Genomic DNA, 13,797 nt, shown 5'->3' on the forward strand with positions numbered 1-13,797 from the left:
CGTCAGGTCGCTTTTCGACACTCGAGCGTGGCATCAAAAAAATCATCGATATTGGGTCTTGGCCCAGAGCCACGCGTGGACGTACGCTTAGCGTCATTCCAACCCCACCCCCATGTCCGGAGTCATCGATGTATCAGCCCGCCGCCTTCACCGAAGATCGCTCTGAAGTCCTGCACGATCTCATTCGTACGCATCCGCTCGGGTTGCTCGTGAGCGCCGGTGCGCAGGGGCTGATCGCCGATTCGATTCCGTTTCTGATGTATGCCGACGAAGGTGAGTTCGGGACGCTGCGCGGGCATCTGGCACGCGCTAATCCGCATGGACCGGCACTGCGCGATGTGGACGATTGCCTGATCGCATTCACGGGGCCTCAGGGGTACATCACGCCCTCGTGGTACGCCGCCAAGGCCGAGCACGGCAAGGTCGTGCCGACGTGGAATTACGCAGCTGTGCACGTATGGGGCAAGCCACGCGTGATCGACGACGCGGCCTGGCTGCGGCGACTGGTCGGTGACCTGACGAACTCGCAGGAGCTGCGCCTTCCCGCACCGTGGGCGGTCGAGGATGCCCCGGAGGACTTCATCGACGGCATGCTGCGCGCCATTGTGGGTGTGGAGATTCCGATTCGTCGCATCGAGGGCAAATTCAAGATGTCGCAGAACCGCGCGATGCCCGACCGTGTCGGCGTGGTGAACGGTCTGCGTGCACTGGGGCCGGACAGCGAGGCCTTGGCGGCGCTCGTCGCGCAGCGTGGCGACGTGGCTGACGCCTGACCGGACCGCTCGCGCCGCCAGGCTCGGTAACGAAACGAAACAATTCAGTGCGCCGGGGATGGGTTTTGTACGGACATCCCCGCATACAATGCGGCAACCCAACCCGGATGCCGCAATGAAGACGCTGCTTCTCATGCTCGCGTTGATGCTCTGCCTGCTCTTCCTTGAGCAGGCCTGGATGCCGAGCGCACAGGCGGACGAATGTGACAATCTCGGCCCCGCCCAGACATTGCAATGCGCCGCTTACGGCGCGGGGAACGTCGTCCCCGAATAGCCGTTCATCCGCTACAATCGCACCCCCTTACGTCTTCCCCAAAGCAGTGCGATGAAGCAGTCTCGATGGACGGTCACCGCAGTGCGCGCAAGCCGCTTGCGCGCGATGGCCGGGCAGTTGGCAATCTCTCTCTCCCTTTCTTCCGTATTCGCTATCGGGGCTGTTGCTGCGGTCGTGGCGTTCCCGAACGCGGCCAATGCTGCGGTATCGGCGTGTGGCGATCACTACTGGTCGGGCACGGCCCCCGACATCACCAACAGCGCCATGACGCGTGCCGCACGCGAGGTGTGCTTCAGTGCGTTCGGCGTGATGCACTCGGGCGTGACGCGCACACCGCTCTGGTCCGCCGAACATCTCACCCGCGCCGGGCTGAGCGACGCTCGCCAGATCTCGCGCGTGAACAACTTCCACGCCGAGTCGCAACTGCCCGCGAGCGAACGCGCCGAGTTGCGCGATTACGTGCGCTCTGGCTACGACCGTGGGCACATGGCGCCTTCCGCCGACATGCCGGACTCGCAGGCACAGTCCGAAAGTTTTTCGCTGTCGAACATGGTGCCGCAGAACAGCGAGAACAATCGCTACCTGTGGGCGGGCATCGAGTCGAGCGTGCGTAAGCTCGCGCAGGATCGGGGCGAATTGTTCGTGATCACCGGACCGCTTTTCAAGGGCAAGACGATCACGCAAGTGGGTGACCGGGTGATGGTGCCCACGCAGCTCTTCAAGGTCGTCTACGACCCGAAGCGCAAGCAGGCGGGCGCGTATCTGGTGGCGAACGAGGCGACGGGCGACTATTCGGTCGTGAGCGTGGCCGAACTTGAAAAACTCGCCGGAATCGACTTCTTCCCCGGCATGCCCGCGAGCGTTAAAAGCACGGCGATGTCGCTGCCTAAACCCAAGGCGGCGGGCGGTGGCAGCAAGCGAAAACGCGAGCAGGACGTGCCGACGTATCGCGAAGTGCAGACGGTGCTCGACTTCTTGCGTACGATCATCCGTTAAGCTCACCGACAGCATTTGGGATATCCCCCGGATGTTGTCGTGCGTTGACCCTCAACCGGTTTTACGACTGATTTCCCCCGATTCAGGAGTCCTCATGACGTCATCGTCTTCCGCCAATGACCGCTTCTCGCCGTTCGCCAACGATGCCGATGCCCTCTCGCTCGGCGAGCTGAGCGTCGAAAACCATAAGGATCACGTGGTGATCTTCGGCAATCTGGAGTTGCGCCGCGATGCCGAAGGGTTGCGTCACGCGCGGGTGCTCAAAGCGGTGCTGGATGCCGTGGTGAACGAGCTTGCCGACGCCGACTTGCCCGCGCATGCCGAATCACCGGCAGGGACCACAGAGAAACAGGTCAAAAATCCGTTTGAATCTTGATGGGAATGGGGGGAGTCGAGCGCCGGGCAGATCGCTTCCCCCGGATTTACCCCAGATTTGTCGTTTATTTAAAAAATCGATGTTGCGCCGCACGAAACGCGGTGCGCGATCCCTATTTCCCAGTGGGTCCGGTGTCGCTGCGGCACTGATTGCCCGAGTGTGACCTGCGACAGGCTCGCGTGTGTCGCAGTCAGAAAATCAGTGGATTCCACGGTTCATGCGGGTTGCGCGACAACTTGTCGCACCTGCGACATTCTGTCGCATTGACACGTCAGGCCAAAAAGCTCGAATCGCGTCATTGTGACGGTATTCGGTATCGCACTTTCCCGTCTCGAAAACCATACGAATCAACCGTTTGGCTTGCGGCGACGCAGCACGGATGAGGGGTTTACCGTTCGCAGACAAAGCGCATACTAGCCCTGCGTCTCGTCGATTCCGATAGCGAGAATCGATGACCGGCAAGGCTACGAGCACTAAACAACGCGAGGTAACTTATGCACATCCGTTGGAAAAAAGTGTATTCGAGTGGGTGGGGAACGATTCATCACGATGCACCCCGTTCCCATCGCAGCGCTAGTGAGCGCGAGCAACTCTTTCAACGCCTGTTGGCAATCGCGATCGCCTGTAGTGTCGGCGGATTCGTGCTGTTGTCAGTAGGGGCGGCCTTCCTGGGACGCTAAAGTCACATTCCCCTTCCTTTTCGTGCGCGGCACCGCCTCCGGCGGATCGCCGCGCTACGTTGCCTTCAGCCATCGGGACTGACAAGCCTCCGGCTTTCTCCACCATTGTCGCGGCGCTTTACCGCTGGCCGATGCGTTTTGACGCGCACGTTCAATCGCCCGATTCGAACGACCGCTTGTCCCCTCATTGAAACGTTTTGTTACAAGCGCGCAGTGTCTGCGTAAAAGCCGTTCCGGCACAATTCTCCTAAGTCTTCACAATTCCCCCGTTAAATCCATTCCGTGCACCACGTTTAAGCGTGCGTGAGATCGCTTCGGACGTTGATAACCATCGTCGATGACGTGGTCTCTCGTGGCTTTGGCGTCGCATTATGCGAGTTCACGCTATTGCAATTCCTAAAGAATAGTGCGATCTTCAAGCGACGGCGCGGTGTCGGAATTTTAGGAAGATTCCAAGGTATTTCATGCTATGGAATGTGCCCGGATTTATCCGAATTGTCTTGCGCCTCAAAACTTTCGATAAAGAAGAAAAGAACAAGCAGTGCGGGCCGGTTTGATCGATTTGTGAGGTGCGCCATGGAAATTCGCTGGGAAAAGCTTTATTCGGGCGGATTGGGTCGTTTCTACGACACGTCGGAATCCAGCCGTCGTCGTGCGCGGCGTGCGCAGCTGGCTTGGTTCGGCGTGGTCATCTCGATTGGTGTCGCCATCGGCGCCATCGCCATTGCATGGCGTTGGATCTGATGTCGACCCACGGAAAGCGGCACGCGGGGATTTCAGGCTTGCTGGTGCTTCTCGCCTTCGCGGCGAGTGGCACGTTGCACGCGCAAACACCGTCAACGCCTACGGAGCCGCTCGACAACAGCGGTCAGCCGTGCGGCGCGATTCGCGCGCTGCCGGCGAACGTCACCGACTATCGCTACGAAGTCACGAATCGCTGCGAGCGCCAGGTGACCTATTACTGGCGTTGCAGCGCGGCCGATACCGAGCATTCGGTCGACGTGCCGGGCAGAGGCCTGCAAACCGTCACATGCGTGAAGGCCAGCGGGGCTGCTGGCGAAATTGTGTTCCGGTTCGGGCCGCCGGGCTCGGGCAATTGAATGGCGTGAACTTCGGCCACCGAAGCGGCGCGGAATGGCTATCATGACGCCATACGGCCAGCGCGCGTCCGACTGATTTTCGATCGTCTCGAACCCACGGTGCAGGATCTGGCTGCACTGACGGGCCGCCCGGTTGGCACGTGGCGCGGCACGTCACTGACATACGACATCCCCAAGGACTCACCCATGAACGACATCGTCACCCCGACTCAGCCGTCGCTCGACACGGCCGCATTGCGTGAATTCGTCGAACGCAAGTGGAACGACGAAATCCTGCATGCGCTCACCGACTACATTGCGGTACCGGCCAAAAGCCCCGGCTTCGACGCCGACTGGGCGCGCAACGGCTACATCGATCGCGTGGTGCGCGACGCCGCTCAGTGGGCGGAGCGTCAGCCGGTCAAGGGCCTCAAGCTTGAAGTGATTCGTCTGGAAGGCCGCACGCCGGTGATCTTCTTCGAAGTGCCAGCCACGCGTTCGGGCAGCACCGAGACCATCGTGCTGTACGGCCACCTCGACAAGCAGCCCGAGTTCGACGGCTGGCGCAAGGACCTCGGGCCGTGGACGCCGAAGTTCGAAGACGGCAAGCTCTACGGCCGTGGCGGTGCGGACGACGGCTACGCCATTTATTCCAGCGTGACGGCGCTTGCCGCGCTCGACGCGCAGGGCGTGGAGCGTCCGCGCTGCGTCGGTCTCATCGAGACCTGCGAAGAATCGGGCAGCTACGATTTGCTGCCGTACGTCGACGCGTTGCGCGACCGCCTCGGTCGCGTGAGTCTCGTCGTCTGTCTCGATTCCGGTGCAGGCAACTACGACCAACTGTGGCTCACGACGTCGCTGCGCGGCCTGATCTCGGGCAGTCTCGAAGTGCAGGTGCTCGACGAGGGCATCCACTCGGGCGGTTACGGTGGAATTGCACCGTCGAGCTTCCGCATCATGCGTCAGTTGTTTGAACGGCTCGAGGATGCGGGCAGCGGCAATGTGCTGCCGAAGGGGTTTCATAGCCCGATTCCGCTGCAACGTCTGAAGGAAGCCGAAGCCACCGCACACATTCTTGGCGACGACGTCTGGAAGAAGATGCCGTGGGCCTGCGGTCAGGACGGCCTGTCTGTGCTGCCGACCACGACCGATCCGAAGGAGGCGCTGCTCAATTCGACTTGGCGTCCGTCGCTGTCGGTGACGGGGGCGGCCGGTCTGCCCGCGCTGGCCGACGCCGGTAACGTGCTGCGTCCGCGCACGGCCTTCAAGCTGTCGTTGCGCCTGCCGCCACTCATCGATGCCGCGCAGGCGGTGCAAGAACTCAAGGCATTGCTCGAAGTCGACCCGCCGTACAACGCGAAGGTGACGTTCAAGTCGGACGCAGGCGCGGCTTCCGGCTGGAACGCGCCCGATGTCGCACCGTGGCTCACGTCGGCGCTGAACACGGCGTCGCAACGCCACTACGGTGAGGACGTCGCCTATATCGGGCAGGGCGGCACGATCCCGCTGATGAACACGCTGCAAGCCGGTTTCCCGACGGCGCAGTTCATGGTGTGTGGCGTGCTCGGACCGAAGTCCAACGCGCACGGACCGAACGAGTTCCTGCACGTGCCGTACGCGAAGAAGCTGACGGCGGCCGTGGCCGAGGTGATCGCGCTGGCGCCGTAAGCGGTCTTCGCAGCTCGCTCGCAACGCAAAACGGGTCGCATCAAGCGACCCGTTTTTTATGGATGTGACGCGTCGTCAGATCCGATGCGTTGCCGCTTCCATCACCTGCACGCCGCGCATGAAGTCGTCGAGTTCCATACTCTCGGCCGGATTGTGCGAGCCGTTGGCGTTGCGCACGAACACCATGCCGCTTGGGATACCTGCGTTGGCGAAGATGGCGGCGTCGTGTCCGGCACCGCTCGGCACACGCTCCTGAGGCAGATCGAACACCCGGCAGGCGTCTTCGAGCAGCGAAGACACATGCTTGTCCATGACGGCCGGTGCCGACGCCAACCGTCGGTCGAAGACGAACTTCACGCCCCGGTCGCGTTCGATGGCGTGGCATTCGGTGCGCATCAGCTCATAGAAAACGTCGAGCGTATCGAGACTCTGGCTGCGCACTTCCAGACTGAAATCGACCTTGCCCGGGATGCGCGAGATCGCGTGCTCGGCGGGATCGGTGCCGACGATGCCGGTCGTGACCACCATGTCGATACCGCGCTCGAGCAATGCACGCCAGTGCTCGTCGAGCCGCGTAATGAGATCGGCCACGGCAAACATCGCGTCGTGGCGCAGCCAGCGCGGCACCGCGCCCGAGTGTCCGGCCTCGCCGACACACGTCACGCGGTTGTGACGCACATTGCCGCGAATGCCCGGCACGATCGCCACGGGCATGTTGCGCGCAATCATCACCGGACCTTGTTCGATGTGAAGCTCCAGCCATGCCTTAGCGCGTGACGCGTCGAAGAGCATCTCACCTTCGCGAATAGCGTCGACGTCCGCACCGGCCTGCGCCATGCACTCGCCTAGCGAGCGGCCGTGGCTGCGATGCGGCATGGCGAGATCGGCGTCGGTCAGCTTGCCGAACAACGCACTCGATCCCATGTAGGCGCGGCCGAACCATGCGCTTTCTTCGCCACGCAGCGCGAGCACGCGTACCGGTGTCGCAGTGTGTCGCTGGCTGCGTTTTTGTTCGACGAGGCACAGCAGACCTGCGACGATGCCCGCAAGACCGTCGTAGTTGCCACCTTGCGGGACGGAGTCGAGATGTGAGCCGATCCATGTGGCCGGGGTGTTGCCGTCGTCCTCCGGCAACGCGAAGACGAGATTGGCGGCGCGGTCGCGTGTGACGCTCAGGCCTTGGTGACCTGCCCATTCCGTCAGGTAGGCTGCGGCGGCATTCTCGCCGTCGCCATAGCTGTCGCGGGTGATACCGACGCCGTCGTTACCAAGACGGCGCAGGTCGGTGAAGAGTTGCTCGGCCAGCGGGGCCAGCGCGTTCAGTTCCATGAGTGTGCTTCTTTTCGCGTGATGCAATGTAGGGTCTGTGAACAGACCCTAAGAGTTACGGGACAAATCAGCCGGACTGCTGTGCAAAGCGCAGCCAACGGTCGGACAGTTGTGCGTCGAGCGCGACAGCACCGGTGAGCGTTGCAATGCGCTCGACATCGTTTGCGTCGCCGTACGCGGCGAGCCCGTCGACGATACGACCCATGACCGCCGGATCACGGAACGACGCCGTGCCGACCTGCACGGCCGTCGCCCCGGCAAGCATGAATTCCACGGCGTCGTCGGCCGTCTCGATGCCACCACAGCCGATGATCGGGATGCGCACGGCGCGATGGCACTGATGCACGAGTCGCACGGCGAGCGGTTTGATTGCCGGGCCGGAGAGACCACCCATCACGTTGCCGAGCTTCGGCTTGCGGGTGCGCACGTCGATGGCCATGCCGAGGACCGTGTTGCCCATGACGATGGCGTCGGCACCGGCATCTTCGGCGGCACGCGCGATCAACGCGATCTGACCGGCGTTCGGTGTGAGCTTCACCCACAACGGGTGCGACGTGCGACGCCGGATCGCGCTCACGGCCTTGTACGTGCTCTCGGCCTGCATCGCGAAGGCCATGCCGTCCGCTTCGAGATTTGGGCACGAGATGTTGGCTTCGATGGCAGCGACCTCCGGCAGCGACAGCGTCTCGCACGCTTCGCCGAACGACTCGGCGGTGTCGGCCGACACTGAGACCACGACCGGTGTGTCGAAGCGCGTGTAGGCAGGCAACACGTCGCGGCGATAGGCGTCGAGTCCTTTGCTCGGAATGCCGATGGAGTTGAGCATGCCGCTGGCGGTCTCGGCCACGCGCGGCGTCGGGTTGCCTGCCCGCGCGTCGGGCGACACGCTTTTGACGACTAGCGCGCCAAGACGATTCAGATCGAGCGCCTCGGCATACTCGACAGCGAAGCAGCCCGACGCGGGCATCACGGGATTGCGCAGCGTGAGCGAACCGATGCGAACGGAAAGATCAGCCAAAATCCACCTCCCCGACGACGTCGCGAATGGCAAACACGGGGCCTTCACGGCACACGCGCAGGAATTGCTTGTCGCCGTCGCAATCGAACAGCCGCACACACGACAGGCAAACGCCCATGCCACAGGCCATGCGTTGCTCCATTGCGACTTCGCCCGTGATCTCCGGGTGTGCGGCCAGCACGCGCTGAAGCAGCATCAGCAGACGATGCGAGCCGCAGGTGTACACCGCGTCGTGGGGGGCTGCGGCGAGCAGGGCGCGGATGCGCGGCTCAAGCGCTGCGACTGCTGACGAGCCATCACTGTCGAACACGCAATGCACGTCGGCCAGTGCACGGGCTTCGGGCGAGCGCAGAAACTCGTCGCGCATCAGATCGGCTTCGCTGCGCGCCGACATCACGACCGTCAGTCGCAGACCGGCCGCAGCGGCGCGTTGCACCAGCGGCGCCATCGTCGCCAGACCGACGCCACGGGCGACGACCATCACGCGCTGCCATTGCGTGTCGAGTGTGAACGTATTGCCGAGCGGGCCGACGATGTCGAGCGATGCGCCTTCGGTCAGCGTGGCGAGTGCGCGGGTGCCGACGCCCGTCACGTTGTAAAGAAACTCGATGGTGTCCGGCTCGGGGCCGGTGCCGTAGACGCTCATCGGACGCAGCAGGAACGGCGCTTCGCTCTCCGTCACCGGACACTTCAACTGATAGAACTGCCCGGGGCGCGTGGTGAGCGCGACGGGGGCATCCGCCTGCAAGCGCAGATAGCGATAACGCGCGTTGACGGCGTGATGTGTGAGTACCCGGCAGTGATGCGTGGCGACGATGTGCCCGGCGGGCGATGCGCACGTGGCAGCGTCTGGCTGCGCCTCATGAGCTTCATGCCCATCATGCGAATGGCACGTCGGCGAAGGCACCCGCGCCAATGGGCGGGGGACGTTGTTGGGCGTCAGAGAGACGACGGACATGGATGGGGGCTCCGGATAGTGGGGGCGAGGGCTTGCCGAGTACGAGGCAAGCGTTATTCGAGTTCGGTGCCTTTGAGTTCGGGAATCAGGAAGCGCGTGGCGATCATGTCGAGCACGTACAGGCTCGCGAGCAGCGCGATGGCAATCTGGAAGGAGTAACGTGCGGCGAGTGCACCGACCACGAGCGGGCCGAGGCCGCCGATGGCGCGTCCGATGTTCCACAGCACGTTCTGCGCCGTCGCGCGTGCTGCCGTGGGATACGCCTCGGACATCAGCGTGCCGTAGCCGCCGACCATGCCGTTGACGAACATCCCCATGAACGCACCGGCGAAGAGCATGACACCCGGATCGGTCAGCTGCGAATAGACGATCACCATGACCACTGCGCCCGCCTGATACAGCAAGAAGGTGGGACGGCGCCCGATGCGGTCGGCCAGTTGCCCGAAGGCCCATACGCCAAACATCATGCCGATGACCGTTGCGGCGGTCCAAAGGCCGGACTTCGTCAGCGAGAAGCCGAGCTTCTGCGAGAGGAACGTCGGCAGCCAGATCATGATGCCGTAGTAGCCGAAGTTCTGAACCGAACACAGAATCACGATGCCGAGGCTCACGCGCGTGGTACGGGCATCCTTCACGAGCAGACGAAACGCATTTGAGCTGCCGTGCTTTTGCGTCTTGTCCCGGCGCACGAACACTTCCGGCTCATGCAGCTTGTTGCGCAACACCCAGGCGACAAGCGCAGGCAGAACACCCACGACGAACATGCCGCGCCAGCCGATGTACATCAGCAACAGCGGCGTGAGCAACGCGGCAGCAAGCACGCCTGTCTGCCAACCGAGTGCGACGTAAGACGACACGCGTGCGCGCTTGGACGCTGGCCATGCTTCTGCTGCGAGCGCCATGCCGATGCCGAACTCGCCGCCGAGGCCGATACCGGCAATCGTGCGATACACCAGCAGATCCCAGAAGCCCTGCGCCAGCGCACACAGGCCGGTGAAGACCGCAAACAACAGAATCGTCCATGTCAGCATGCGCACGCGGCCGTAACGATCCGAAAGCGCGCCGAACAGAATGCCGCCTGCCACAGCGCCGATCAGCGTCCACGTGACGAGCGCACCGGCTTGCCCCGCCGTGAGGTGCAGACCGATCGTGATCGCCGGCAGCATGAAGCCGAGAATCAGTAGGTCGAAGCCGTCCATCGCATAGCCGATGGCAGAACCCGCCAGCGCCTTCCATGCGTAAGGGGTGACGGTGTCGTCACCGGCGTTGGGCGAGGCGCTCGCGTGTTCTCTACGCGATGAATTCAGGTTGGCTTCCATGATCGGTTCCCGTGGGAGGCGAATGCCGTGGCGATCGATTGCGCCGTCGCATTCGTCAGATTGTCTATATTTTTAGACGATCAAGTGAAAAAAACGCGTGACGTCACGCGTAGACCTCGGTCGTCAGCTGGGCCGCGAACTGATTGAGCGAAGCGAGAAAGCTGGCGTCGGAAGCGGCGGCAGCGTCGCGCAACATCGTCGCGGACGTTTTACTGCGGGTCAGAAAGGCGTGGAACGTTTCCCCGTTGATGGCAATGCCGGACTGCCTTTCTACGAAAGCCTGAGCGGCCTGTGCAAGCAGCAGCAACGCGGCGGATTCGCGCGTGGCGGTGCGCGACGCATTCAGACAGCGTGCCGCGAAATCTTCGATGTCGGACAGACCGACCGTGTCGCGCTGTAACCAGGCGCATGCGAGTTGCAGATCCATCGTGCTCTCCATCTGTCTAAATATTTAGACTAATCGAACATCAAAAGGCAGGCAAGACGAAAATAATCGGGGCTAACCCTGAGACGAAGGGGAGGTTCGGCGACAGCGCGCGAATCGGTTGTACGCCTGGCGCAGGAGGGGAGGCACTGACGAGCGGGGGCTCGACAGTGCCGACCGTTTCGCTGCGACGCTTTAGAAGCGCACGCGCATGCCTGCGCCGTACGTCTGGCCCGTCGACATATCGCTCATGTGGTCGTACTTGTAAGCGACGTAGACGTCGGTCCGCTTGGACAGCGGGTAGTCGTAGCCGAGCGCCCACGTGGTGCGGCGCTGGTTGTCGCCCGATCCGTTCGAGCCGGTGTAGGCCACCGACGCCAGCACGCTGCCCAGACCGAGCGGCACCGACGCGCCGAGCTGCCCCGTGTTCGCATGGAAGTTTCCGCTGGCGGCCTGACTCGCGACGAGCATGTACTGCGCGAAAAACTTCACCACGGCCAGATCGTACGAGAGGCCCACTTGCACGGTGTTCTGATTCGTCAGCCCGGTCACGCCCGGCAGTTGCGCGCCGAAGTCGCCCGGCGTGGCGCTGAAGTTCACGTACTGATAGTTCACGGCGGCGGCGAACGGGCCGTTGGCGTACGTGAGCGCAGCGGCCCACTTCTTCGCGCTGTGGTCCGTGGCGCTGTTGCCGGTGGCGTAGAGCAACGTGCCCGCCAGTCCTGCGTAGGACGGCGTGGTGTAGGCCACTGCGTTGTTCCAGGCCGAGTCACCCACCACGCCCTGCGTTCCCAGACCCTTGTAGGTGTGGAAGATCATCGGCGAGAAGGTGTACGAGTTGTTGAACGGGTTGAACTGGATCGTCGCCAGGTACATCGGCGTGGTGATGCGGCCGATACGGAAGGTGCCCAGTCGGGTATTGGACAGCCCGACGTAGGCGTTGCGCGAGAAGAAGCTATCGCCCGCGAAACGGCCGTAGGTGCCGTTGTTCGGCTGGAAGTAGCTCTCAAGCACGAAGAGCGCGCTATTGCCGCCGCCGAGGTCTTCCGTACCCGACAAGCCCCAGTACGACGTGGTCATGCCGCCGCCTTGCTGCACGGCGGCAGCGTTGCCGCCCGGGTTCTTGACCGAGCCGACGTAGGCGTCGGCCAAGCCGTAGAAGCTCACGCTCGACTGCGCATGTGCGGTGCTTGCGAGTGCCGCAGCACCCAATGCAACCGAACCCAACGCGATGGCGCTGGCCTTGCGCGCGGCCCGAGTCGTCCCAAACACCTTTTGCCAGGTCTTCATCATTCCCTCTTTGTTTTGTATAAATTTCTGGACGGCGCGCAGGCTATCACCGCCAGCGCGTTGGGTCATCCCCGAAAAGCTGTCAGACCGTCTGCGAGTGACGGCATTCTCACGGCATGGGGGCACCGTGTCCCGAATCGTGCGTAAATCTAAAAAATTAGACAATCGGAAAAATATTCGACCGGTCGATGTGTGGCGTGGACGGCACGTCACGGGCGGCTTGCTTGCAGATGGATTTCGTTTGGACGGTCGACGCACAGTCCGTCAGTCGCGCGAGGCGACCGGTATAATCCCGGCACTGCCATGCGGGCACGACGCAATCTGCGGCATTTCAATGTTTTGCAGTGTGCCGCAATGTCTCGCACGAGGGCGGTTCCAAGAGGTATCCAACAGGGGGCGATTTGACTCGAGCTGCAACGACATCCCGAGCGCCGCGAGGCGCGCGCTTCAATTTCCGCGCCATCGGCGAACGCTTGCGCGCCTATCGGCTGGCAGCGGAATTACGTAGTGAGGATGTCGCCGAGCAACTCGATATCTCACGCGCCGCCATCTACAAGCTGGAGCGCGGCGAGATCGTCAAGATCGATACGCTGGAGCGGCTTGCCGCATTGCTGGGCGTATCGCTCGCCAATCTGCTCGGGGTGGAAGTCGAGTACCACGATTCGGCCGTGAGCTACTTCGAGCGCATGCGCCAGTTGGAAAGCCGTTCCGAGCGCATCGTCGCGCACTTCGATCCGATTTCGTTTCTGCTGACGTCCGACGACTACGACGTCTGGCTGCGTCACATGCTCGACGAGAGCATTCCGCCGACGCTGGTCGACCGCCATTGGGAAAACACGATCGATCGCGTGCTGGGCATCTTGCAGGAGCGTAAATCGAGTTTCTCGCGTCAACGTCTGGCCGTGACCAGTCTGATCGGCCTGCGTCAGATCGAGCAGTTCCTGCATCACGGGCTGGTCGGGCGACTGGGGTTGCCGCCAGGCGTGCAGCTGGAGCGCAAGATGGCTGCCCGTCGTGAGGTGACGCGTATCGTCGAATTCCTCGAAGCCGACACGGCGGGCGTGCAGATCGGCATCGTCAGCGACAACATGCCGAACGAAACCTTCCAGATTTTCGAAGCACAGGGCGAGGCGTACGTTGCAGTGTCGCCGTTCCGTCTCGGCGAGTTGCCGAACCTGCGTACCGGCATCGCCACCATCACCACGTCGCCCGATGGCGTGGGCATGTATCGCGCCATGATCGACCGTCTGTGGGCCGATTCCGCCAAGGGCAAAGAAGGGGCCGCATTGCTCGGCCAGTTGCTCGCGCAGTTCTGACGGTCGGCTTCATACGCTGATCGCGCGTTGATCACGCATGATGCGTCGACGACGACGGTAGTCGCGTACCGGCGCACTCTCAATAGGTGCCACAAAGCGAAGTTTTCCCACGGAATCGAAATCCGTTCGCAGTCATCCCGTCTAGTCTCCGTGCCCGAAGGTCATCCGGCCTTAGTCACCATTACTAATGGGAGATGAATGATGGGAACACCTTTCGGGAATTATTCGCAGGGAGGGCCGTCGGTAACGTCCGCGCCTGTGCTACTGGCGGGTCGATCGCTTTCATGCGAATGCGGC

The 13,797-nt window shown here is 62.6% G+C and carries 14 protein-coding genes; 8 read left to right on the plus strand and 6 right to left on the minus strand.

From position 1 onward, the window contains the following. Positions 1 to 128 precede the first annotated feature (128 nt). The 7 genes from NTU39_RS09455 to NTU39_RS09485 all read left to right on the plus strand — a co-directional run bounded on the left by NTU39_RS09455 (position 129) and on the right by NTU39_RS09485 (position 5,846). On the plus strand, positions 129 to 773 hold the full coding sequence (locus NTU39_RS09455) for an FMN-binding negative transcriptional regulator (RefSeq protein ID WP_150664716.1): 645 nt from the start codon (positions 129 to 131) through the stop codon (positions 771 to 773). A 115-nt stretch (positions 774 to 888) separates the two neighbouring features. Then, the gene (locus NTU39_RS09460; RefSeq protein WP_157127412.1) at positions 889 to 1,047 is read left to right on the plus strand and encodes a hypothetical protein; all 159 of its coding nucleotides are present in this window, start codon (positions 889 to 891) and stop codon (positions 1,045 to 1,047) included. A gap of 51 nt (positions 1,048 to 1,098) precedes the next feature. Beyond that, complete coding sequence (locus tag NTU39_RS09465; RefSeq protein ID WP_257959728.1) at positions 1,099 to 2,043, plus strand: DNA/RNA non-specific endonuclease; 945 nt, start codon at positions 1,099 to 1,101, stop codon at positions 2,041 to 2,043. A gap of 94 nt (positions 2,044 to 2,137) precedes the next feature. Continuing rightward, on the plus strand, positions 2,138 to 2,419 hold the full coding sequence (locus NTU39_RS09470; protein ID WP_150664717.1) for a hypothetical protein: 282 nt from the start codon (positions 2,138 to 2,140) through the stop codon (positions 2,417 to 2,419). Between the two features lie 1,001 nt (positions 2,420 to 3,420). Continuing rightward, positions 3,421 to 3,843 (plus strand): hypothetical protein, encoded by a 423-nt coding sequence (locus NTU39_RS09475; protein ID WP_150664718.1) that lies wholly within the window; start codon positions 3,421 to 3,423, stop codon positions 3,841 to 3,843. Next, positions 3,843 to 4,199 carry a hypothetical protein gene (locus tag NTU39_RS09480; protein ID WP_257959729.1) on the plus strand — a complete coding sequence of 119 codons (357 nt, stop codon included), beginning with the start codon at positions 3,843 to 3,845 and terminating at the stop codon, positions 4,197 to 4,199. Before NTU39_RS09475 ends, NTU39_RS09480 begins: the two co-directional genes overlap by 1 nt. Before the next feature lie 186 nt (positions 4,200 to 4,385). Beyond that, positions 4,386 to 5,846, plus strand: coding sequence for a M20 family metallopeptidase (locus NTU39_RS09485; RefSeq protein WP_039403732.1), 1,461 nt, complete (start codon positions 4,386 to 4,388; stop codon positions 5,844 to 5,846). A 75-nt stretch (positions 5,847 to 5,921) separates the two neighbouring features. Here the strand turns inward: NTU39_RS09485 and NTU39_RS09490 are convergent, their stop codons facing one another. The 6 genes from NTU39_RS09490 to NTU39_RS09515 all read right to left on the minus strand — a co-directional run bounded on the left by NTU39_RS09490 (position 5,922) and on the right by NTU39_RS09515 (position 12,187). Then, positions 5,922 to 7,175 carry a hydantoinase/carbamoylase family amidase gene (locus tag NTU39_RS09490; protein WP_257959730.1) on the minus strand — a complete coding sequence of 418 codons (1,254 nt, stop codon included), beginning with the start codon at positions 7,173 to 7,175 and terminating at the stop codon, positions 5,922 to 5,924. A gap of 67 nt (positions 7,176 to 7,242) precedes the next feature. Then, positions 7,243 to 8,193: a dihydroorotate dehydrogenase gene (locus tag NTU39_RS09495; RefSeq protein WP_257959731.1), complete on the minus strand. Its 951-nt coding sequence runs from the start codon at positions 8,191 to 8,193 to the stop codon at positions 7,243 to 7,245. Continuing rightward, the gene (locus NTU39_RS09500; protein WP_150664722.1) at positions 8,186 to 9,151 is read right to left on the minus strand and encodes a dihydroorotate dehydrogenase electron transfer subunit; all 966 of its coding nucleotides are present in this window, start codon (positions 9,149 to 9,151) and stop codon (positions 8,186 to 8,188) included. The genes NTU39_RS09495 and NTU39_RS09500 overlap by 8 nt, the downstream gene beginning before the upstream one ends. A 53-nt stretch (positions 9,152 to 9,204) precedes the next feature. After that, complete coding sequence (locus NTU39_RS09505; RefSeq protein ID WP_373275370.1) at positions 9,205 to 10,470, minus strand: MFS transporter; 1,266 nt, start codon at positions 10,468 to 10,470, stop codon at positions 9,205 to 9,207. Positions 10,471 to 10,573: 103 nt separating this feature from the next. Then, positions 10,574 to 10,897: a hypothetical protein gene (locus tag NTU39_RS09510; RefSeq protein WP_150664724.1), complete on the minus strand. Its 324-nt coding sequence runs from the start codon at positions 10,895 to 10,897 to the stop codon at positions 10,574 to 10,576. 192 nt (positions 10,898 to 11,089) lie between these two features. Continuing rightward, positions 11,090 to 12,187: a porin gene (locus NTU39_RS09515; RefSeq protein ID WP_373275371.1), complete on the minus strand. Its 1,098-nt coding sequence runs from the start codon at positions 12,185 to 12,187 to the stop codon at positions 11,090 to 11,092. 398 nt (positions 12,188 to 12,585) lie between these two features. Between NTU39_RS09515 and NTU39_RS09520 the strand changes: the two genes are divergently transcribed. Further along, on the plus strand, positions 12,586 to 13,500 hold the full coding sequence (locus NTU39_RS09520) for a helix-turn-helix domain-containing protein (RefSeq protein ID WP_257959732.1): 915 nt from the start codon (positions 12,586 to 12,588) through the stop codon (positions 13,498 to 13,500). The last annotated feature ends 297 nt before the right edge of the window (positions 13,501 to 13,797 follow it).

The sequence above is a fragment of the Pandoraea commovens genome, assembly GCF_024704525.1.
GTDB lineage: Bacteria > Pseudomonadota > Gammaproteobacteria > Burkholderiales > Burkholderiaceae > Pandoraea > Pandoraea commovens.

Coding starts and splice junctions, on each gene's coding strand:
- NTU39_RS09500 (WP_150664722.1), bottom strand. CDS start 9,151: ATGTCCGTCGTCTCTCTGACGCCCAACAACGTCCCCCGCCCATTGGCG.
- NTU39_RS09465 (WP_257959728.1), top strand. CDS start 1,099: ATGAAGCAGTCTCGATGGACGGTCACCGCAGTGCGCGCAAGCCGCTTG.
- NTU39_RS09505 (WP_373275370.1), bottom strand. CDS start 10,470: ATGGAAGCCAACCTGAATTCATCGCGTAGAGAACACGCGAGCGCCTCG.
- NTU39_RS09460 (WP_157127412.1), top strand. CDS start 889: ATGAAGACGCTGCTTCTCATGCTCGCGTTGATGCTCTGCCTGCTCTTC.
- NTU39_RS09510 (WP_150664724.1), bottom strand. CDS start 10,897: ATGGATCTGCAACTCGCATGCGCCTGGTTACAGCGCGACACGGTCGGT.
- NTU39_RS09480 (WP_257959729.1), top strand. CDS start 3,843: ATGTCGACCCACGGAAAGCGGCACGCGGGGATTTCAGGCTTGCTGGTG.
- NTU39_RS09515 (WP_373275371.1), bottom strand. CDS start 12,187: ATGATGAAGACCTGGCAAAAGGTGTTTGGGACGACTCGGGCCGCGCGC.
- NTU39_RS09490 (WP_257959730.1), bottom strand. CDS start 7,175: ATGGAACTGAACGCGCTGGCCCCGCTGGCCGAGCAACTCTTCACCGAC.
- NTU39_RS09455 (WP_150664716.1), top strand. CDS start 129: ATGTATCAGCCCGCCGCCTTCACCGAAGATCGCTCTGAAGTCCTGCAC.
- NTU39_RS09470 (WP_150664717.1), top strand. CDS start 2,138: ATGACGTCATCGTCTTCCGCCAATGACCGCTTCTCGCCGTTCGCCAAC.
- NTU39_RS09485 (WP_039403732.1), top strand. CDS start 4,386: ATGAACGACATCGTCACCCCGACTCAGCCGTCGCTCGACACGGCCGCA.